Origin of the sequence: Rhodococcus sp. KBW08, from assembly GCF_003852455.1 — a bacterium.
In the GTDB taxonomy this organism is placed as follows: domain Bacteria; phylum Actinomycetota; class Actinomycetes; order Mycobacteriales; family Mycobacteriaceae; genus Rhodococcus_F; species Rhodococcus_F baikonurensis.
In genome coordinates, this window is the sequence record NZ_QAJJ01000035.1 from 1 (window position 1) to 20,618 (window position 20,618).

13 protein-coding genes and 1 pseudogene are annotated in these 20,618 nt (G+C 59.1%); 13 read left to right on the forward strand and 1 reads right to left on the reverse strand.

Annotation, left to right across the window (positions count from 1 at the left end; translation table 11 throughout):
- Nucleotides 1–1,316: 1,316 nt before the first annotated feature.
- The 12 genes and pseudogenes from DBV08_RS30595 to DBV08_RS30655 all read left to right on the forward strand — a co-directional run.
- A pseudogene (locus DBV08_RS30595) lies at nucleotides 1,317–1,659 on the forward strand (polyketide cyclase); the annotation flags it as partial.
- A 28-nt stretch (nucleotides 1,660–1,687) separates the two neighbouring features.
- Complete coding sequence (locus tag DBV08_RS30600; RefSeq protein ID WP_185564992.1) at nucleotides 1,688–1,945, forward strand: hypothetical protein; 258 nt, start codon at nucleotides 1,688–1,690, stop codon at nucleotides 1,943–1,945.
- A gap of 593 nt (nucleotides 1,946–2,538) precedes the next feature.
- Nucleotides 2,539–3,486, forward strand: coding sequence for a phospholipase D family protein (locus DBV08_RS30610; protein ID WP_124569872.1), 948 nt, complete (start codon nucleotides 2,539–2,541; stop codon nucleotides 3,484–3,486).
- Nucleotides 3,487–4,259: 773 nt separating this feature from the next.
- On the forward strand, nucleotides 4,260–4,517 hold the full coding sequence (locus DBV08_RS30615; RefSeq protein WP_007733695.1) for a hypothetical protein: 258 nt from the start codon (nucleotides 4,260–4,262) through the stop codon (nucleotides 4,515–4,517).
- A 4,300-nt stretch (nucleotides 4,518–8,817) separates the two neighbouring features.
- Nucleotides 8,818–9,600 (forward strand): ParA family protein, encoded by a 783-nt coding sequence (locus DBV08_RS30620; RefSeq protein WP_007733691.1) that lies wholly within the window; start codon nucleotides 8,818–8,820, stop codon nucleotides 9,598–9,600.
- Nucleotides 9,601–9,758: 158 nt separating this feature from the next.
- Nucleotides 9,759–9,911, forward strand: coding sequence for a hypothetical protein (locus tag DBV08_RS33095; protein WP_007733689.1), 153 nt, complete (start codon nucleotides 9,759–9,761; stop codon nucleotides 9,909–9,911).
- A 630-nt stretch (nucleotides 9,912–10,541) separates the two neighbouring features.
- Nucleotides 10,542–11,516: a DUF2637 domain-containing protein gene (locus DBV08_RS30630; RefSeq protein ID WP_124569873.1), complete on the forward strand. Its 975-nt coding sequence runs from the start codon at nucleotides 10,542–10,544 to the stop codon at nucleotides 11,514–11,516.
- Between the two features lie 55 nt (nucleotides 11,517–11,571).
- The gene (locus DBV08_RS30635; protein ID WP_124569874.1) at nucleotides 11,572–12,252 is read left to right on the forward strand and encodes a TetR/AcrR family transcriptional regulator; all 681 of its coding nucleotides are present in this window, start codon (nucleotides 11,572–11,574) and stop codon (nucleotides 12,250–12,252) included.
- A 431-nt stretch (nucleotides 12,253–12,683) separates the two neighbouring features.
- Nucleotides 12,684–12,920: a YlcI/YnfO family protein gene (locus tag DBV08_RS30640; protein WP_124569875.1), complete on the forward strand. Its 237-nt coding sequence runs from the start codon at nucleotides 12,684–12,686 to the stop codon at nucleotides 12,918–12,920.
- Nucleotides 12,920–13,219 (forward strand): type II toxin-antitoxin system PemK/MazF family toxin, encoded by a 300-nt coding sequence (locus DBV08_RS30645; RefSeq protein WP_124569876.1) that lies wholly within the window; start codon nucleotides 12,920–12,922, stop codon nucleotides 13,217–13,219. Before DBV08_RS30640 ends, DBV08_RS30645 begins: the two co-directional genes overlap by 1 nt.
- Nucleotides 13,220–13,247: 28 nt before the next feature.
- Nucleotides 13,248–15,098, forward strand: coding sequence for a hypothetical protein (locus DBV08_RS30650; protein ID WP_124569877.1), 1,851 nt, complete (start codon nucleotides 13,248–13,250; stop codon nucleotides 15,096–15,098).
- Nucleotides 15,098–15,895, forward strand: coding sequence for a hypothetical protein (locus DBV08_RS30655; RefSeq protein ID WP_124569878.1), 798 nt, complete (start codon nucleotides 15,098–15,100; stop codon nucleotides 15,893–15,895). Before DBV08_RS30650 ends, DBV08_RS30655 begins: the two co-directional genes overlap by 1 nt.
- A gap of 126 nt (nucleotides 15,896–16,021) precedes the next feature.
- Here the strand turns inward: DBV08_RS30655 and DBV08_RS30660 are convergent, their stop codons facing one another.
- Nucleotides 16,022–17,092, reverse strand: coding sequence for a YhcG family protein (locus tag DBV08_RS30660; RefSeq protein ID WP_124569879.1), 1,071 nt, complete (start codon nucleotides 17,090–17,092; stop codon nucleotides 16,022–16,024).
- Nucleotides 17,093–17,354: 262 nt separating this feature from the next.
- Between DBV08_RS30660 and DBV08_RS30665 the strand changes: the two genes are divergently transcribed.
- Nucleotides 17,355–19,346 carry a cutinase family protein gene (locus DBV08_RS30665; RefSeq protein ID WP_124569880.1) on the forward strand — a complete coding sequence of 664 codons (1,992 nt, stop codon included), beginning with the start codon at nucleotides 17,355–17,357 and terminating at the stop codon, nucleotides 19,344–19,346.
- The last annotated feature ends 1,272 nt before the right edge of the window (nucleotides 19,347–20,618 follow it).

Genomic DNA, 20,618 nt, shown 5'->3' on the forward strand with positions numbered 1-20,618 from the left:
CATCGCGCCTTTGGTGGTCCGAAGCTTCTCCGAACCGCATAGTTGCCAGGTCGCTGGCGTTTTCGGTGACAGCGATCCACGACTGCGCTAGCGAGGTGGCAGAAGTTGATCCAGAAGCACCTTGGCACCGGTAAGCGACAACGCCCGATTAGCCCGACGTAACTCACGTAACGCAGCCAAATTTTGTTCGAAGCAGAAATTCCCTCTGCCGCCAATATGCCTACAGCCCAACGTGTTCCGACTTGGACCGCTTTCATGCTCGGCCCCGCCGAACACGTCGACCAGATTCTTCCTGACGCCCACAGGACGGCGCGCCGCGACAGCGACACCCACCACTAAAGCCAATGCCGTATAGAGCGCGATCACCGGAGAAGGCTACCGCCGATCTACCGGCCGCGCCTGACGCAAACTCCGCTCTTGCAGGCTCGGCGCTGAACAAGTCTCAACCGACCGACGGCACTTCGGTGACAGCGTCGGCGGTCACGAGGATGTCGATCTCGACGAGGTTGGCTCCGCCGGCACCGGTGACGCGCACAGTTACCCCCGCCAGAGCCATTGGCCGTCGCGCATTTTCGCCCAGAATTTCGCTTCAGAGAGCGACCTCCGTCGAAACTGGTTGTCGCACAGTCACTTAAGAAAAAGAACTGACACAACTTGAAAGTTACCGATGAGATATTTCGATTACTACCACTCTCCATCCGAGCAACAAACCACAGGCTATCGGATCCCCGTCGCACAACGAAAGACATGCGGGCCAATCCACAAGATCAACTGTCTGCGCCGCCTCCGATGTCGTAGCAGTGCAGGGACACGAGTGCAGCGAGGTGAGTTCCGACCCAATCAAGCGGACACCGACCGCGACGAGATCGCGGGAACCTCGCCCTGGGCCCATCCCACCGTATGGGTGGGCGGATGCACACAACGGCCTAACGTCGACCACGTCCAGCACCGTCGTCTCGGCAACAGGAACCACACCACCATCCAACGCCGACAGCCGCGTGCTCACGGCGTGATGTTGAGTATCCCCTTGCGCACTTCCGCGCTTACCCGTTGACGTGCAAACCCATACAGTTACTGTGGACGCGCTGTCACATATAGTTTACTGTGAGGTCATCTGAGATAGATGCCACAAAGGAGCCCGAAATGCAGTTCCTCACACTTCGCCGCACGCGGCGCAACGCACCATCTGTCCGCTCAACTACGGGGCGCAATACCGTCACTAAACGTCGCGATTACCACGACACGTTGCGCACACTGTCCGAGGCATCCTCGACAGGGCTCCACTTCGAGGCGTTCAAAGACATCGCTTGGAACTCGTAACCGCGACCGGCGACGAATTCGTCGTCCACATGGATCGCGAAGCTCTGGGCGACCTACCCATGGGACAGTACGACGTCACAGTGACGATCAAAACCTTTGTTCCCCAACGCGAAATAGCATGGACCATCCTCGGAACTGTCCGGCCGCCGATCGGGCACGTCTACGGATATCGGATCGAGCCGGCCGACGACGGCCACAGTTCCCTCGTGACCTCGTACTACGACTGATATCGGTCCCACCTGGCGGCAAGCAGGAATCTTTCCCGTCATCGCCGAAGGATCTATCAAAGCCACGCTCGGTATCCTTGCACGCACCGTAGCCAGAGGTTATCCGCGCTGACCCGGCCCGAAAGCCCAGCGTCGGGGCCGTGATGCTCCTCTTCCGCGAGCGCGCAGCCACCACCGTGACAATCGCAGCACTGATCGCCGGTGCCGTCGCAACCTCATGGATCTATCTCAACGGAATCTTCTTCCCCGCACCGTCTCCGGTCAGTGCAATGTCCTACGTTGCGCTCGCAACCATCACGCCGGCCGTCCGCCTGTTATCTGATGGGCGCCGAAGCCACGCTGACGCATCCCAGCCGCCACCTCACCTGAACTCGCGGCAAGAGGCTGCCAAAGAGTAGTAGACGAACCTCCACTGCAGCCCAACACGCCCGGCTTCCCCGTCACGAGGCAAGGGTCCATCAGTTCATGAAGACCACGCCACCCGACCTACACTAGAATGCCGAGAAATCGTCTGCGCGTTCACTTTTCGAGCACTGATCACGAATCAACTCGGCCCGCCAGCGACACTACATCAGCCACCCGATATCCACACGGCGAGCGCCTACGATCTCAGGCCTACACACCCCTCCAGGCATGGGCCCGCACGATCCACCACGCCCGCCCTCACCCCCGCGGGATCGCGTACCGCGGTAAATTCCCCGGTGCACTGTGCGGGGCGCTGCTCGAACAAGCAGCAGACCCTTCCCACCCGTCCGGCGCCATTACTGCCACCGTCCCGTATTGAAATCGCACGCCGAATCGACAGCGCTGCAGTCGCACTGGGGTTGAACGCCGTCTGACCCGGCAGGGTTGATCGCTACAACATTCTTCGACCTCCACGACAGATCACAGATATCCGGAAGTTTCTTTTGCTCCGGAGACGACGCAGAACAACGGCAGCTTTCACGCAGGCGCCAGAAATCGGGCCCGATTCGCGCTACCGTTCTAGGCTATGGGGACCAGCTTCCACGGACCGAACCCGTGGCCACACATCACTCGCGCGATCCGCACGCGAGGCCCACGCTATGCCGCTGTCCCCTATCTCGGACACCTTGCGCCCGAACTACTTCCACTTCGCAGTGGAGACCTTCTGATCGTCAATGCTTCTACCGCGGCGATCCGCGCCCACGCCACTTCACCTGCCGTTCTTGCGCACTACCTCAGCAAGGGCGTTCGCATCCTGTCGTCGTCAACACTGCACGCCAAGGTCATCGTGACGAACCAACGAGCTGTAATCGGCTCGCCGAATGCTTCCGAAAATTCCACATTCACCCATGAAGCGGTCGTCATTTCCGATGACCCCCAAGTGGTTGCCGACAGTCGCGCGTTCATCAACAATATCGACGAAACCACTGCTGTGGACCAAATATTCATCGACAACGCCGCGCGCGAATGGACGATCGGGCGTGCCGTACCCATACCTGGCATCACTGGCCGAATGCAGAACCTTGACAACGACTTTTCTCTTGCTCCGACCAACCGAGTATTTATCAGGCAAGTCAGCGATCACGAAACCCGTCCCTCCGTGCGCATCGCACCTGTGAAACAGACTTCAACGAAGCATCTTTCGGTCAATCCGAGCGTGAGATATCGACTCGAAACACTCAGACTCGGAAAACCAAGCAGCATGGCACGTGGGGACGTCGTCATCCGCGTCTCCACGGACAACGAATTGTTATTGCCACCCGCTGTCGTGATATCCAACCAGGATCGAATACCGGATTCCCCCAGTCATTTTCAGTTCTTTCTCCGCGTTCGCAGCGACCTGCTACCGCTTCCTTTGGCAGACACCGAGAGGTATCTCGTCGATGTCGGGCACCCCAGCGTACAACTGCGGTCCAACCACTACGTTCGCTCGCTCAGTCTTCGGGCCGAACTGTTGGCGTTGTGGAACCTTTGAGTCCTGAGAAACGAATGTTGACGGAATGCGAAGCATTCCTTCGAGTGCGCGAACAGCGCACCGTCAATACGTCGATCCGAGCAATGTACTCACGGAAGTCGAACGACGCACGACTCTAATGTTCGAATCCGGTGAACGAAATCCTCTGCGCAACTGCGATAAAGAGCATTCCGCGTGACAATATACGCGGATCGACCTCCCCCAACCGAAGTTCCTCACGATTCGCAGGCGAACACGAAGGCACAAACCCTCCCCGCTGGAAACCTACGTTCGGCAGCTGACAGGTTAAGGTGCCTTTCCGGATCTTTCAGGTGCTCCTCTCGACACGTGACCCGAGCCATCGAGCTCGCAGACGCACCATCGATTGTCCACAGACCCCCGTCTCCATCATCTCCACGACACACGGCAGCAGCCTGCGGAGGCGCCGTCCAACACGCGGGTTACATAACCCCTCCCCCGCGTTCAGTCGCACATGAACCTCCCCGGCGTCTGACAGCATGAGAGCCAAGCATCTCCATCCGCTCCCGAAGAATCCAACCCGATTCCGACGCTAGACCGATCATCGAACCGCCGACCGCCAACGCACCCAAACTCCACCTTCAGCGAAGCCGCAGAGGTGGTCCGTCAAGCCCCTCCCTGGTCGGGCTGGCGGCGGCCTGTGAGGCGGGCCGCCGCAAAATCCCTCAGAACTCCATGGCAACATCAACCACACGCGACACACCGAACAAGCGCGCCTACCCGTATCAGTTACAGATTGGTTCTAGTCTTTCCTCATGGCACAGCACAACAAGGGACCTCGCGGACACATCGCGACTCGTGCTCCCCTCAAGCAGCACAAGGTGTACGAGGATCGGGCCGCCGAACTCGGAATCCCTGCTGGGGATTACTCCGTGCTCATACTGGCCATCACCCATGGACTGGACATACCGGACTACATCATCGACAAACTGCATCCGGACCAGCTGAGACTGCTTGAGGTCGAGGCCGCTGGATCACTGCGCCGCATCGAGCAGCTTGCGGTCGGCGCATGAACTACCCCTAGACAGCGAACAACCCCCAGGGCTTGGCGGCATCGGGGGCTGTCCGTTTATGCGGTTGTGAGAGCTTCCCAGCTCCCTGACCACCACTAACCCAGTGAAGGAAGAGGCGGTGACCACCACTACCTCGAAAGGAAGAGGCGGTGCTTACTCGATGATATCGCAGAAACGCAATTCCGCCATACTCGCGGACGTATTCGCGGTGTCATTTTTGGCACGTCCAGATCACATTTCGGCTTTCGCGGCGCTCGGATCACACTTCTGCGTCCCGAATGTCCCATCCGAGCAAGCCAGCACCGTACCCATAGTGGTACCGATGTGCGGCCGCCGGATCGAACAGACCTTCCGAACAACCGCGGCCGTGACGCGCGTACAGCGGATCCGCAGACAGGGAGGCCGCCCCTAGCCGACAACGAACGAAGTGCCCCGATACCTAACTAAACAGCGCAGACCTCTTGAAAAGCACAAAGGCCCCCGAAGGGGGTGATTGGGAGCGGACCGCATCGCGGCGAAATAAGGACTGGCAGGTCCTTGACGTCGACTGAGAACTGGCAGGTTCTCCGACATCTGTTCTCGAACATTCTCGAGAGGTGAGCTTCGAAAGTTAGCGCTTTCTCTGCTCGTACTGCATCCCCTGGAAGGGACTTACCTATGGCAGGTATGTCTCAGGGTAGCGCATACCCTGAATACAGCCCAACTCATTCCATATCACCAACCTTCGGCGTGTCGCGCATCGGCACCCAATCCGCTATTCCTCAATCGACAGAAGTCGACGAATGGCAAGCGGCAGTCGACGATGCTCTCTCACGTATCGCGCGCCTCGAATCCGCTACACGGCAACTCAACGAGTCCACTGACCAGCGTGGACGCTCTTGGTCCCTACCTGTCGAACCAACGGAACAAGCACGCGTTCCAGTGTGGACATCACGCAGGGAATGGCTCCGCCAATTCCGGCATCACACCACCAGCCCGGCCGGCAAGGCGTTGTGCGCGCGCAACCTGATCAAGCCCGACAAGGCTTACGCAGTGGCACAAGCTCACGCACATTTCGCCGAATCCCACACAGGCCGCGGGGTCTCCGCAGCGAAATCAACGATCGCTGCCCGGGCCAAAGTCAGCGAATCCTCTGTCAATCGCGCCAGGCGAGTGCTCATCGCGCTGGGAATGGGCATCGAACACGTCCGGGGACGGAACCTCAAAACCCTGGAGTTTCTGGCTGCTGAAGCCCATCACGGGGGTCAACAGCACCGCGCTGCATCGACATGGTCACTGTCATCCCCTCGAACAATCGTGGCAACGACACCTCACCGCAAACTCGCCAAGACGCGACCGTCTCGCGCCTCTGAAAGAGCGACCCGCCACAGAGCTCACAACTCTCTGAGGCCCGACGTCAATCGCGTCTACCAGCCCCACAGCAGTCGACCAGGGCCGATAGGAACTGACACCCTATCTAGTGTTGGTTTTTTATCTTTTGAAGTTCTTCCGTTAGGAAGAACTCACCAACGCGCGCACGCGCGAGCCCAGCTCACAACAAAAAAACGAAGCACTTCTCGGATCACACCGCGGCCTCTGGCACTTCAGAGGACTGCAGCCGAGCTCGTCAACCATGCGCCGGCTCTCAGACCGACCGGACATATCGGGGCGATCTGTGATCTTCTCCGCGATGTCAAGATCGATACGACGCGATGGACAGGACGTGACATCGCACTGACGCTTTCCCGAGACACAGCAGACCGGGGGTGGATCTGGCCAACAAGATCAAACCTGATCTCACCGTTGGCATACCTCAGACGCAGGCTCGATGGGATCGACTGGACCGGAGAATCGCCCAGTGAACAGCGTAAATCGGCCGACCTGGCGCGAAAGAGGGAACAAGAATTACTTGAAAGCTCACATGTTCAACGTACGAAAATGGCAGCGAACCCGGAGCACCGCGCCAAGATCCTAGCCAGCATTCGGGCACACCTGACATGCAAGCAGCAGCATTGAGGCTTTACTGGCCCCAATCCGGCCAAGCAATACACCTCCGAAAAACTCGCCTCACGATGATCGACAAGCGTTGCCGAGAAGTGTGGCGATCCGTGGCACAGCACCCTGATCGCCACAGGTGTAAATACTCATGGCGACGTTGATCGGGACACAAAGAACCCGGAGGACAACATTTTGATCTAATACGCGGAGCTCCACAGCCATTTTCGAAGAACTGACCCCGCCCGAGCCAGTCAATGGCGGGCTGGCGGTCCGCTTCTCTGCGCTTGAAGAACGCCGCGCTGGTACGGGTTCAACATCCGAGAGGGGTTGAAACGACTGCCGTTTCCTCCAATGCAGACGCGCCCGTAGATATTCGGATCGTCTATCGGTCTATCTCTCCGAGACATGTACCGGACTGAGCATCTTTATTTGCGCAGGTAAACAGCCTTTTGTGCAGAGAAGCATGGTGCGATCACTGCGTGTGACGCATGCTTTGCGAGGCATCCTGGTCGCGCATGCCATACATGCAATGCGTGCGTTGCAAGGCATGCATTGCATGTATGGCAGCGCTGTTGCGTGAAACGGTGGGCCATCTTGCGTCGTTCGTAGCCGTCGGCACGGCAGCGCCGGCATCGTGCACGGGATACTTGTAGACGGGAAGCTGTCTCCATCCCCTCCCCACTCGGTCGAGAAGTGCGTGTGTTTCGGCGCTGCGATTCATGCGTCGCTGTATTCGTAATGTGCCCACCCACCCGAAAGTTCTGCTCGCAATGCGGCGAAATCAAGCCTGACGGAACTGATTCTCCCCACCCCGTCCTCAAGCCTAATTTCGTCACTGTGACGTAAAGTTAGTTCCTACTCGGACTCGCTTCGGTCATTCCGTCGCGGCCGAACTTCGACTGATCCGGATCTCCACACGTCCCTTCCCTTACACGTCCGGGTTCACACCGCGACCGACCTTTCGCGCAGAATTTTCGTTTCACCGCGTGCCCCCGCTGTGTCCTGAGATGATTCCGCAATGTTGTTCGTGAGTTAGATGAGCACCCCGACTGGCAGTCAGTCGGCTGTATCTCTCAATAGAATTGGAACCCCCTCCCCTCGATCAGTGCGGTTGTTCGTCCCACGCATGTCTCAGTTTCTCACCATCCGTGCGGTTCACGTGAGTCCTTCCTTCTGCCCTGGATGTTTGGACCCCGATGGAATGAAATATGTTCTGGCCATCAAAGGGGTACAGGGTTCTATTGAAGTGCCCCCGGTGCGAACATCAGAAAGTTTCTGAAGTGGCAGGCTGTCTTGCCCGCCTCGCAAGGTTGGCGCGTTCCTTCCATCCCCGCAAGGGCGGTGCATTGGCGGATGGCTGGGCAGGACCGCTCGCGTCGGTTGAGCAATTTGTTCTGTGCGCACAGCGGAGATTGCTGAAACCCTATATTTCCGCCTTTAGTCAGTTGGCTGCCCAATAGCGTCCCTTCGACTTCCTTGACAATCTGATCGAGACGGACTGTCACACGTTTCGATTCGTGTCTGGAACGCCTCGCTATCGGGTGATCGTGGCAGCCAAGCTGCTCTTGGTCGGTCGACCTTTTGCAACGGTGTGTGACACTCGCGGCAGATGTTTTTCGATTTGTTCGATGGCAATGAGTGCATTGACCTGCTATTTTGCGCGTTCACGCCGCGTGGCCTGTATGCACGGCATGCATTGCATGCAGAAGTGAAAAACGTGCGGTGCATGCAAGGCATGTCCTGCTAGCAGCGCACGGCATGCGTGCAACCCTTGTATACCGTGCTCTGCGTGCTCTGCGAGCGTTGTATGGTTTGCATGCAGAGCAGCGCTTGCGTGCGGAGGTAGCACCGCTAGCGGAGCGTGCGGAGCACGCCATGCGTTGTATGCGAACAGTGCTTGGCTAGCGAGATGCGCATTGTGTGCAGCGCATGCGGGGTTTGCTAGCAAGGCATGGATAGCGTGTCGCGCATGACGTGCATGGGTTGCGGTGAACGCGTGATGAGCATTGAATGCGTTGAACGCAAGGGTTGCACTTGACGCAATTCATGCATGACACGCGCAGAGTGCGAGGCGTGTACGACACGCATGACATGCGTGTTATGCTACGCGCGCACGTAATGCACAGTGTGCGTGTTTTGCGAGTGGAGCAGACTTAGCGCGCAATGCATGCAGTGCTTGGATTGCCCGTCACGCACAGTCTGCATGCAGCCCACGTACAGCGTGGATTGCGCACACAGCAAGCAATGCACATATTGCATGCAGCGCGTGGTTTACACGCAATGCAGCCACGCAAATGTCAACGCCCTCGATGAAAGGTCCGCAATGCAGCCACGCAAAATCGCACTCGGCAACCAGAAGGGTGGCGTAGGCAAGACGGCCTCCACTCTCGGGCTTGCCAGCGCCATCACCGCGGTCGGCGGAAAAGTACTTGTCGTCGACATGGACCAACAGGGCAATACGACCGGCGGCCTCGGCGTCACTCTCGAAGAGGGCATGATGACGGCCTACCACCTCATGAACCAGACCAGAGAAGGCATTGCAGCCGAGGCGATCATTGCCACCCCATGGGATGGCGTCGACCTCATTCCCGCAGACGAAGAGCTCGGCAAAATCGAGTCGGATGGGTCGAATGACCTGGTGTTTCGCCTAGACGTTGCGTTCGAGGGGCTCGACCTTTCTCCTTATGACGCCGTGCTTTTCGACTGCCCTCCCAATATGGGCAAGGTGCTGTTCGCGGTTCTTATTGCAGCAGATGGCGTTGTCGCCATCACTGAACCCACAATCGACAGTGTCGGTGGCGTTCAGAAGCTCGAAGAGACAATCGACACCGTTCGTAAACGGGCGAATCCGAAGCTGGAATTCGACAAGATCGTGATCAGTCGTAAACGGTCTACCGGCGAACATGAGTTCAGAGAGAGCGAGCTACGGGAAACCTACGGCTCACTCGTCGCCAAGACATCGATCCCGGAACTCGCGGCCCGACAGGACGCGCACTCGAATCGCACTCCGATTCACCAGTTCAAGGGTGGGAAAGCATTGACGCTGCAACTTGCCTACAGTGACTTGCTCGCTGAGTTGCCCATCGTGATCGGAGCCCCGGCATGAGCGTGAAGCGGGAACCTGCCATTCGTAAGACACATCCGGCTGAACTCATCCCGGAACGTCCGCCCAGGGGAGACGCGACCCCTGCGGCACCTGCAGCTACGCCACCATCGCCTTCAGCGGATCTCAGTGCCCGCAAAGATGAGGAGGAGAAGCTGTCGATGACCCACAACACGCGCATCAAACCTTCGACGAAGGATCGCCTCCGGCGTGGCGTCGACAAATTGCGGTACGAGACTGGCGATCGCGAAATCAGCGAGGCATCGATGACCGAGGCCGCGCTGGACGAATACTTGAAGGCCAGAGGACTATAAGAGACCCGCGTGCATGGCATGCACTGCGTGCACGCATGATGGATTGTCTTAATTCTTGATTGTAAAGTTCGGCCCCCGGGCGAGGGCATCTTGTGTTTCGGCTGGAAGACCTAATTAGAGGCGCCTGGCACGACAGCCGAGTAGGCATATGTGGGGGACATTCCAAGGACCTCGATATTGAGAACGGCCGTCGGGTGCGGGCGGGAGGTGAACCGCCGGGGCGGGAAGTCCTTGCTGCGCGCGCAATGCCATGTCCCTCTCATCTGCTGACTGTCCGTTCTGTAGACCTTAGAAGCCTTGGCAGCGCAAAGCCTGGAGCAAATTGCGTGAACAATCCGTTGCAGTCACGCAATTCTCACGCAAAATTGCAGACCACCCCACGTCACTCTGAGATCAACAGGCAAGCAGCTGGAACGACATCCCCGACGTGCTTTGAGTGCGACGCAAAAAACATCAGTCGACTCTCGGATACGTCCGCTAGAAATCGCTGTCAACCCTCACCGCACGCAAAACGGACGAATCGCAGGAGTACAACCAGAAGAAATCTTCCGAAACCAGGAGGAGTCCCGCCGGCGGCAACCAGCGGGACTCCAGACCGAGAACACCCCTTGTAGGAAGGAAAACCCGATCATGGGTGATTTTAGTCTGCGCGCAGCGCGGATCCAGCTTGGAGCACTGATCGCCGCACTTCTCATCGCGATTTTCATCGCAATCGGGATCACCGCAGGCGCATTTGTCCTCTCCTTCGCGGTCCAACGGGACCTCGCGCGCCAAGGAACCATCCCCGAAAACCTCGCATGGATCTTTCCCGTCATCGTTGACAGTGCAATCTTCGGATCCACCGTCGCCATCGTCATTCTGAGCAAACTGAAGATGCATCGACGCGACAAGTACTTCTACGTTGCTGTTGCTGTTGCGGTGGTCGCGATCAGCATCCTCGGAAACGCCTACCATGCGTTCCACTCCGCAACAGTTGCGCAACAGGCCGTTGCGGCAGGTCAGAGTATCGGCTACACGCCTCTCGACCCGGCCGTTGCTGCCATGATCGCGGTCATTCCGCCGGTGCTCGTACTCGCCTTCACGCACGGTCTGGGAATCCTGATCAAAGCAACGGGTATTGCATATTCCGACTACAAGATCGAGATCGACAATGCTGCCGCAGGTGTGGGTACGGTTGCTACGCAAAGCGTCGTCATGCGCAACGAAACAGCCGTAGGAGCCCAGCCTTCTTTAGGTGTCGTAGAAACGCATGACGCGCCGGAAAGCGCTCCGCATCCGAGTCCCTCCGAACAAACGGGGTCTTCAGTGGACCCGGAGCCGTCGAACGCAGAGGCGGTGGCGCACGCCGAACTCGAATGGTTCATTGCCACATCGGACCTGCCCGACGCTGTCAAGGACACCGCACGACGCAAGCTTGCAGACCCGACTCTCACCTGGGAGCTGATCGCCCAGACGTCCAACCCTCCCGTTGCAACATCGACCTCGTGGCGCCGATACGAAAAGTTCGATACCGCGGCCCGAGCAGCTGGCTTCGACAACCCGCCGCTCATCGACATGCGAGCCTCCGATGTTCACTTCACCGACCAACTCGTCACTACAACGTGAGCAGCGCCGCAACCTGCCAACGCCAAGGTTCCCGAGCGCAAGGAATTGCATCATCATGGAGGGGTTGACCACAGCAGAGTGCCCACAGACTGCAGGTAAGGAACCCGCATTGACCGACCCAGGCGACCGACACCACATGATCGTTCCGCCCGAACCGCGCCAGCGACCCCGACAACAGCGAGCACACGAGACGAAGGCCAAGATCCTCAAGGCAGCTGCACGCTCACTCTCGATCGATGGGTACGCCGCTACCTCCATGAACGACATCGTTGCGGAGGCTGCCTCCACGAAAGGAGCCGTGTACTTCCACTTCGACTCCAAGGAAACGATCGCGCGAGAACTCATCAACCACTGGTTGACCGCGCTCGGCGGAATCCGACAATCAACCGACGAATCAGCAATACCAGCGATCGAGAAGTTGGCTGCATTCTTCAACGGTTCAGCGGCGCTTATAGCCGACGATGCCCTGGCCCGAGCCGGCCTCAGGCTCACCACAGAAGCAGGTCTTGATACCGCCCCACCCGCATTCCGCAAGTGGGTGGAACTCGTCAGCAGACTCGTCGATGCTGCGATCGCAGACGGACAGCTCCCCGCCTCCGCCGCCCAGCGGCTGGCAGTGAATCTGTGCGCGGGATTTATCGGCGCAGTTCAAGTCATACAGATACTCGGCGACCCTGGAGATTTCACTTCGCGCATCGACGACTTAGTGAACGCGTATTTGATCTCAGATACGTAGTCCGCGCACTGGCGAGGTCGTGGGTAGGGGAGAGGAACTGGACTCAATCCTCGCGGGGACGTCGCCAACCGTGTGCGCGGTGTACCCCTAAATCCTCGGCGGCAGCGAGGCAGTCGCGTCGTTGAGAGGGGCGATAACGTGCCAGGCTTCCAGTCGAATATCCGAGGCGCTTTGTCCATAATGAACATTTCAGCTATACGGGCCGTGCCGGCATGAAGACGCGACCATCGACGGGACCGTCACTGAGAACGGAGAAACACCAGATTTAGATCGACCCGATGAAAGCAGCGGAAACCGTGTGCGTGGGAAGGTGTGCCGCGTCGGGGCCTCTGAGTACTTCATCGATCCTCGCCGCCCGTTGAAATGATCAGTTCCACAACTCGCGCCCGAGAGTGGTACCAAAACGAATCCCAATTCGGTACCATTAGCATATGAGCACGCAGATCGCGGTACGACTACCGGACGAGATCGTGGAATTTCTCGATGACGAAGTAAGGGAACATCGCGCCACCTCGCGGGCCTCGCTAGTGTTGCGCGCTCTCGAAAGGGAGCGTCGCCGTCAGATTGCCGCACGTGACGCGGAGATCCTCTCGGCCGCAACATCCGAACATGATCTGAGTTCTCTCGCGCACAACGCGGTGAATCAACAGCCAACAGGCTTGACCTGATGCGACCAATTCACGAAGCCAGCCTCGACACAGTCCGGCTGGTCCTCGTACTCACCCGAGAGGTGGTCCGTCCACACCTCGGCACCGTCACGGTAGCGCCCATCACCGACGAGATCCGAGGACTGTCCACTGAGGTGTCCGTCAGTGCCGCGAACGGAATATCCGCCGACGCGGTGGTCAGTTGCGACCACATCACCACTATTCCCGTCAGTGCACTCGGCAACATCATCGGTTATCTTCTGCCAGCACAAGAAGAATCACTGTCCGTAGCCGTGCGCGCCGCATTCGATCTCGAATGAGGACGACAGTGAACGGAAAGGATGAAACATGGCGCTGAAGAAAGGGGAGCAGTTCACGCTATTCGAGCTCGAAACACCAGAATCCGCTACTCGTTCGGACGAAGTTCCCGAACCCGACCAGCCTTCTTTGTTCGACGTTGACGACAACGCTTCTCCCAAAACGGATTCCGACGCTTCCGCGCTTCCCGCAACCGACGACAGCGTCTCCCCTCCACATGAGCGCTCCAGCGAAGTGGAACCGGAACCCACCCAGGCGTCCGAGCTCGACGCAACCGAACTGGTCGCCCTTCCTCCCGCCGGCGAGTCAGCAGACGGCCACGCCGTCATTGTCACGGCAGCTGGGACCTACACACCATCCGGCCACACGCTCACTGGCCCAGTCGATTCCATCGAAAAACTCGACAAACTCATCAGATGGGCAACGCTCACCCCACTGGGCGCACCGGCACAGATCTGGATCGTTGGAATCGAAGCCTGCGAAATGCTCGGATGGATCATCGACCCGGGCAGCGAAGACGACGTCGATGACATGGAAATCCTGCGCACCCGCGCTGCCGAAGAACTCACCGCGATCCTCCATGCCACGCTGACCCCGATGCTGACCGCAGGATGGGAACTGCGCGGAGAACCCGGCCACGTTGTTCACCTCTCCCGCACCACCGGGAACTTCACATCTATGGTCGACATTTTCATCGAGCCCTACGTGTGGACCTACTGGAACAAAGACTTCGGATGGGGCAATCGCGTGGGGGACATGGGGATCCTCGGATCACCCACCGCCGGAACCTACCTCCCCGATGACGACCTCCCCGCTGCGCAGGAACTGGGACGCCGGCTCGCGTGGTGCGCACAACACCTCGGCGTGCTACCCGGCCCGACCCCAGCACGCACCGGTGCCGCCATCGTCGACAAGATCAAACGCGACCGCACCCGTAGCGGTAAGGGAATCGTCGTCACCGCCGGTGGGCCTGTCCCACCGTTGGACGGCGAACCTCGCGGAGATCTCGAACCTGCAGTCGGATGGACCCGCGTCCCGGACCTCGAAGAGCTCTCCGACGCAACACAACTGGTATCGATAGACCAGCGAGCGGCGTACCTCGCTTCCGCTGGCATGCTCGAATTCGGCTACGGAAAACCTCGACATCTTCGGGGCGAGGACGCGCTCGATGCTGCGCGGCAATCGAAAACCCCGTTCGGGCTCTGGCGTGTAACCCTCCCACCCGGTGACATGCTGGCGCTCCCACCCGCTCTGCCTTTGCCTCACCCACACATGCTCGCCGACCAACCTGTGCAGACCTGGATCACCACCGTAAGCCTCGATGCACTGCAAACGTCCATCGCAGATGGCGGGATCGGTGCAGAACTCGACGACCTCGACGTCACCGAAGCCTGGGTCTATCCCGAACAAGGTCGGGCGCTCGACAAGTGGGCGAAAATCTTGAGAGAAGCCCGCAAAGTTGCCGTCGACACTGGCGACACAGCAATGAAACGGTTCATCGGCGCCTGCTACAAGGGTTACATCGGCCGAATGGTCAACCCCGACATGTGGACCGCCAAACAAATGCAGCACCACCATCAACCGCTCTGGCGGGCAGCGATCATCGCGCACTGCCGCTGGCGAGGTCGCCGCGTCGCGATGCGCATTGCACGCGAAACCGGGCGGTGGCCGCTGCGCACGGTCACTGATTCCTGGGTCTACCCACTGCCCCCGGGCGTCGACATCGCCGACGACAGTGACGCACTCGGGAAGATGACTCTGGAAAAGCGTGCCCCGCTCACCGAGGACATCACTGTCATGCTGACCGACGCCCGCGACACCCACGAGATCAACCTCGCACTCAAAGCTGCGTTCACCGACGAAGATGAAGGAAACATATAGTGGCCCTGCATCTTCCGAAACCGCGATCAACCAAACCTGCACAGAAAACTGTCGGCTTGGACGGCCTCAACGTGTCTGTCTCGACAGCAGCAACCACCGGGATCGAAAAATCGAAATCGGTCAAAAGCGGGGGATTGGCCGGACTCACCAGCAAAGTCTCCGTCCGCCAGATCCGTACCGAAATCGGCAAAGAAGGCCTACGGCAAGCAGCGATCGACGCCGGAAGAAAGCCCCCATCTGACCGAACACTGCGCCGCTGGGCGCAGCAAGGACGAATCCCCCACCCCGACGTCACCGAACGCGCACAACGGCGAGCCGCCATCGAACGACTCGGCGGAATCGATGCAGTCGCAAAGAAAATCGGCCGTTCACGATCAGCGGTCTCTCGCTACCGCTCCGGCGAAACCAACGAACTGCGCGCCGATGCGAAAAAGAAGCTCAAGAACGTCAAAGCTCGCGACATCATGGACCGCGCCGGCGTATTGCGACCCGACGGACAACCCAAAAAGGCCACCATCCGAGTCCGTGGGGGCGTGTCCGTCCGCAACGGCTCCGAAGAGGGCTACGACTACCGAGTGCGTACCCTGGACTTCGCGAACTCCGACAGCCCCTTCAGCCTCGACGAAACACGAGAACTCGCCATGGCTTTGGCCAACGACGATCACGCCCGGGTGGTTGCCATCCTCGAACGTCACGCCACGATGGACTACCCCGAAAACAAGGGATTCGACCAGTACGGCGACACTTTCGGTTTCCACTTCGATTCCATCGAATCCGTACACATCGACTGGACGTAGAACCGTCCTGTCTTTCGGTGTGCCGGACAGGACGGGGAATTCCGTTCGCGAACCCTATGACCGAACACCAATATCGATCTCTCGCCCCATGGAATGCGTCTGCCAGGTCTGGAATCGAAGGTGTTCTCAGTCGAGGATGTCAGGTTTGACAGGCAGATGGGAGTCGAGTTCGGAGACGGTGGCTTCCACAGCTGCCGCGATCTCATCGTCAGTCGGCACGAGAGCGCGAACCTGGGAGGGGAGAGTCTCATAGGTGTAGTCGGCTACGGCGAGGGGTGCAGTTGTCCCGGCAAGTGAATACCGGACGACGTTGTCGTTGCGGCCCGCGCAGAGCAAGATTCCCACAGTCGGGGCGTGGATGTCCTTGTTGCGGAGGTTGTCGTCGATCCACGAAACATAGAAGCCGAGCTTCCCGACATACTCCGGCTCAAACCTGCCCACCTTCAACTCGACGACGACGAACCTCGCTTGCACCCAGTTGAAGAACAGCAAGTCGATATAGAAATCCTGATCACCGACCTCGAAATGGTACTGGCGTCCGACAAAAGCGAACCCGTGTCCCAACTCGAGGAGGAACTGCTCCAGCCGACGCATCAGCGCGGACTCCAGCTCCCGCTCCGCCACACGTTCGGTGATGTCGAGAAAATCGAAGACGTACGGGTCACGCACCAATTGCTGAGCGAGATCGGAATCCTCGGCCGGAAGATGGTCCTGAAAATTCGACGGTGCCGCACCGATCCTGCGCCGTAAACCACTGTTGATCTGATTTTGCAGCACATTGCGCGACCACCCGTGTTCAGCAGCCGTTGATGCATACCAGTCGCGGTCGGACTGGTTATCCAGCTTGTCGAGCAATACCGTCACATGACCCCACGGCAATTGGCCAACAGGTTGTTGGCCAATTGCATCGCGCCCCCAGATACTCGCCATCTGCCGCATGTACTTCAGATTGGTCCGCGACAACCCACGCATGTCGGGAAAGGCCGATCGAAGATCGACGGCGAGCCTGTCGATCACCTTTGAACCCCAGCCCTCGGCCTCTTGACGCTGCACGATCGCGTGCCCTATGTCCCAATACAGGCTGAGCAGTTCGGTGTTGACGATTCGGGTGGCGCGAACTCGCGCTTGCCGAACTTGCGACTTGAGATGGTCGAGAAGCTGGGCGTAGTCGGCGGGCAGTTCGGCTGGAGCATTCACCCATCCATCTTTACCCAGCGCTGCTGGGAACGCCCACCGGACATCCCCCACTGGACACCTCAGCCCGCAGGAACGGCGACTCGGCGTGGATGCGCGCTAGACGCAGGATCACCCGGCCCCTCGCACAGCTCAGTTCTTCACAGGGCGCATTGATCGGAGGGAATACGTCCAGCACCATAGCGGCCCTCACCTGAAATCGGGCGCGTCAGGCCTGTCCGCGTGCGGGCAGGTACATCGTGTTCCCTGGTAGAGAAAGGTTCTCATGCCGTTCCTAGGTTCGACCATCCACCGTCCGGTATGCATGCTGATGGCGGCAACAGTCGTCGCGGCCTCCATCGCTTTGATGTCGCCGGGCATCGCGGCCGCCCAATCAAACGGATGCTCGAAGACTTTCAACCTGTTCATCCCCGGAACCTGGGAAACCGCAGAAGACGCCGATCCCTCGATCCCGGTCGGTATGCTTAAACCGATCGCCCACAGCATCGCGGATACGAACGGTAGCGCGGCACAGGTCCACACTCTGCCGTACATGTCCCGAGCCTTCGACAACGGAAGAACCTACGCAGACAGCAAATCTGATGGTTTGACGAGGGCGAAGGACGTGATCGCCGAGATCGCAACGAAGTGCCGTGGCATCAAGTTCACCATCACCGGCTATTCCCAGGGCGCGGACATCGCAGGTGATCTTGCCTCTGAAATCGGCAACGGCTCCGGCCCCATCAAAGCAGAGCAAGTCCTCGCGGTAGGGCTTCTCGCCGATCCCGGTTCCGGAACGAACGGCGAAGCAGTCATCGGCCCGAAGCCGTCAGGAAAGGGGATCGCCGATCCGCGACCGCAGGGCATGGGGAAGCTGTCGGGCCGGGTCGCGTCGATCTGCGATCCGAAAGACCTCTACTGCTCCATCCAAAAAGTTTCGAGCCCGCTGCTCGGATCGCTGGGTTCAGTGCTCACAAAAGCTCCGAGTACTGGAGTTGACGGCCAGGTAGGCGACAATTCACACCTGGCCACCGCGCTGGCGTCGGATTTCTCCCAAGCCGATCTTCCCAGCCTCGCCACAGCCACCAGCAATCTGACCAGTGAACTCTCGAAGACGCACGGCACAGTCGACCTCGAGAAGGTCGCCTCCAGCGCGACAACTCTGGCGAACACCATCAGCCCGCTCGCGGAACTACTCGGCTCCGGTGCCGCCAATCCTGCGGCGAACGGGCAGCTCGCTGCAGCTCCCGCCGGAACAGCCGAAAATAATGCCGGCCACGTTCTAGACAAGGCCGGAGAATCTGATCTCAGCAGTGCGCTCTCGACAGTGACCGCGATCGCCGACACCGCGAGCACGCTCGCCAGCAAGGGCTCCACGACGCTGCCGGCCTCATCTTCGGACCTGACCCCCCTATCGACCGCCGCTGGCACCCTCGACAGCCAGATCGCGCCGCTCCTGGCGACACCGAGCGACGTCCTCGGATCCGCCTCCGGAGTCCTCTCCTTACTCAAACCCACAGTGGTCGTCAACCAAGTTCTAAGCGTGGCCACCGGCTTCACCTCCCTGGATATGCCTGCGATTCTGGAGAACCTGAACCTTCTTCCGCAGAAGGTCGCCGCGCTCGACGCGCAGGGTGCCCACAAGATCGCAGGGGACCTCAACAACCAGTTCTCGCCGTTGGTGAAGATGGCCGCCGGCGTCGATCTGAAATGGGTCTCGCAGGTCCTGTCGGCAATCCCGGATCCGTCCGGCTACTCGCAGGTCGCCGCGCTCGTCGCGTCGATCCTGGGAGGCGTCGACATCATCAAGCTTGCAAACCTCGTGGGACAGGTTCAGGAAATCGCTTGGGCCGCAGTCGAGAAGCTGCTTCCACGGCCAGGGCAGCTTCCGGACGCGCTCGGTGCCGGCGCTGCCATGACTGGCCTCGTCCCGGTCGGACTCGAACTCGCCTCTGTCGCGGTCAACATGCTTTCCGGCAAAGCTACGAAGACTGATCCGACATTGCTCGGCAAGCAGTCGTCGACGGCCGCGACCACCATCACCACTCAGGCACAGAATCTGGACCTGCCAGCACTCGCCGATTCGTTGACCACGATGGCTAGCTCACAGGGCGCCAACGACCTTGCCTCGCTGGTAGGGGAGGGGCTCGCCGCGGCGTCCTTCTTCGCATCCGGAGCGCACCAGAACTACAACTTCCTCGTCGTCGACAACGCGGGCCGCAACGCGATCCAGTGGATCTCCGACTGGCTCAATTTGCAGATCGGAGGTGCAGCATGAGCCGATCACGCGCCCACCATCCGGCTTCTCGATGGACGATATGCGAGATCTGCGAACACCGTGGCCATTTCCCAAGGATGATGCCAGGGCAGCCAAGAAGACCACGAGGAGAAAAGAGATTGACCGCCGTTTCATACCCGCATAACGAAGGGATATCCCACGTCGGTCGTCAGCTTGAAGCGTGGCGGCAAGTGTCATCGCTTGCTGACAACTGCGCAGCCAAACCCTCGGCACCACCTCGCCAGGGCGTGACCAAACATATGGGCACACAAAGGCCCAGGCGTCTTCGCTGCGGGTGCCACCCCTCCTTTGTTGTCACGGTCGATGTCGCAAAACGGTTCTACTGCAACGCAAGTCAAGGAACTTAACAGCGAATCTCGAATGCATCAGTCGAAGGTGGTACCCATCAGTGTTGGAGATCGCCGCTGGCTGTCGCCATCTCGGTACCTGAGCAACACGAAAATCAGAGCGTCGTGGTGTATCGAATCAGCCTTGATTCCGGTTAGCGGCTCAGTGGAAGATTTCTCCGGCGATCTGAACGTTCATCTCCAACCAAACGCGGCGTTGCCAGCTGTTGAGGGATGCCTGCCGATCGCCGTGGAGTAGAACCGATATACCACGTGAACAAGGTAGATAGCCGAGTCCGACCGCAGCCGAACTCTTCTCGGAATCCTAGAAATTGTCCGGCCGCAACAAATCCTGCACGTGATTGTTCGTCGAAGGAGTCGTGACGGAGGGGGCGAGTCGCCGTGAGAAGACTGTTGGACTTGTCGATCTATCGCGGTCAGGGGTTTGCATTGGCGGATCTAGTGATCAGTGTCAGTCAGTCTCGTTACAGGTCACCCCTTCAATGAGGGATTGCGTCTTCGCACAGAAGTGGGAAACCTTCGTGTTTGTCCCTCGAGTCGAGTCGATTTGGGCAGCCGGACTATTTCTCTTTTTCGAGGCGGTCATCGTCTCTTTGATCGGTCCTCGGATCTAGGCCTTTCTAACCGCGGGGGTGTGAGGAACCGTCGCGCTCCCGCGGTTCTGGCATGTCTGCTCACTGCGTCCGGGGTGGCCGCTAGGTCGAAATTCCCCACCATGCTTGACCCAAGCGGGAGCCTCAGCGCGGAATTCGGCACCTGGGTAGTACTTTTGGAGGATTTTCCCAAATTTGTCTGTACACGCGCAGTTGCATGTGACTACTGTCACTCATCATCACAATCCGACTGGTATCCTTTATCTTGATCGCCGGGTCGGGTTGCATCCCAAAGGAGAAATACATGTCCC

Coding starts and splice junctions, on each gene's coding strand:
- DBV08_RS30610 (WP_124569872.1), top strand. CDS start 2,539: ATGGGGACCAGCTTCCACGGACCGAACCCGTGGCCACACATCACTCGC.
- DBV08_RS30615 (WP_007733695.1), top strand. CDS start 4,260: ATGGCACAGCACAACAAGGGACCTCGCGGACACATCGCGACTCGTGCT.
- DBV08_RS30620 (WP_007733691.1), top strand. CDS start 8,818: ATGCAGCCACGCAAAATCGCACTCGGCAACCAGAAGGGTGGCGTAGGC.
- DBV08_RS33095 (WP_007733689.1), top strand. CDS start 9,759: ATGACCCACAACACGCGCATCAAACCTTCGACGAAGGATCGCCTCCGG.
- DBV08_RS30630 (WP_124569873.1), top strand. CDS start 10,542: ATGGGTGATTTTAGTCTGCGCGCAGCGCGGATCCAGCTTGGAGCACTG.
- DBV08_RS30635 (WP_124569874.1), top strand. CDS start 11,572: ATGGAGGGGTTGACCACAGCAGAGTGCCCACAGACTGCAGGTAAGGAA.
- DBV08_RS30640 (WP_124569875.1), top strand. CDS start 12,684: ATGAGCACGCAGATCGCGGTACGACTACCGGACGAGATCGTGGAATTT.
- DBV08_RS30645 (WP_124569876.1), top strand. CDS start 12,920: ATGCGACCAATTCACGAAGCCAGCCTCGACACAGTCCGGCTGGTCCTC.
- DBV08_RS30650 (WP_124569877.1), top strand. CDS start 13,248: ATGGCGCTGAAGAAAGGGGAGCAGTTCACGCTATTCGAGCTCGAAACA.
- DBV08_RS30665 (WP_124569880.1), top strand. CDS start 17,355: ATGCCGTTCCTAGGTTCGACCATCCACCGTCCGGTATGCATGCTGATG.